At 52.8% G+C, this 602-nt stretch carries 1 protein-coding gene; it reads right to left on the reverse strand.

Annotated elements, in window-relative coordinates:
* A partial coding sequence (locus ACTHUR_RS15900) for an SWIM zinc finger family protein (protein ID WP_440399631.1) occupies positions 1-597 on the reverse strand: 597 nt, incomplete at its 3' end.
* Positions 598-602 lie beyond the last annotated feature (5 nt).

Below are 602 nucleotides of genomic sequence, written 5' to 3' on the forward strand. Positions count from 1 at the left end.
ATCAGCGGCTTCGTAGTAATCATAATATCGGGTTCGGGAAAAGATTCGGGAGAGCTGCTGCCGATACGGATTGCCGCCCTTTTTAGGCTGTTGCGCATCGGATTCGTCCGGCTGCCCATCCAGCATTTGAGCGTGCACCGCATACCACAACGCCGCCATATGCTTGCACGCCCCGCCATAAGGACAATCGCAGCCCCCATCCTTAATGTACAAATCACTATCCAACTTCAGCCATACCCAATAGTTTTCCGAACCGCACACCTCCGCCCGATAACGCCCGGAGGAAGTTTTTTGGACATCGCGAACCTTGCCCTGCTGAAAATACAGCAGGCCGCGTTCGGCAATGTGGGGCGGGAACAGGTGGAGCGGGTGGATACGGGGCATGGTTGGTTTCAAGAAGTGGTTGAAACATGGGAAGTTTACTGGTTCGGGCAGCGTTTGGGGAGATGGTAGAGGGAAGATTTGTTTGGCAAAGAGGCAAAAGGTCGTCTGAAAATGGGTTTCAGACAACCTTTGGTTTGGGTAGGAATGGAAGTAGTTTAGAAAGACCGCGTGCGTGCGTACCGCACACACCCTACAGATGGATGAGGCATGTATCTGAA

The organism is Neisseria sp. P0021.S007, from assembly GCF_051956855.1.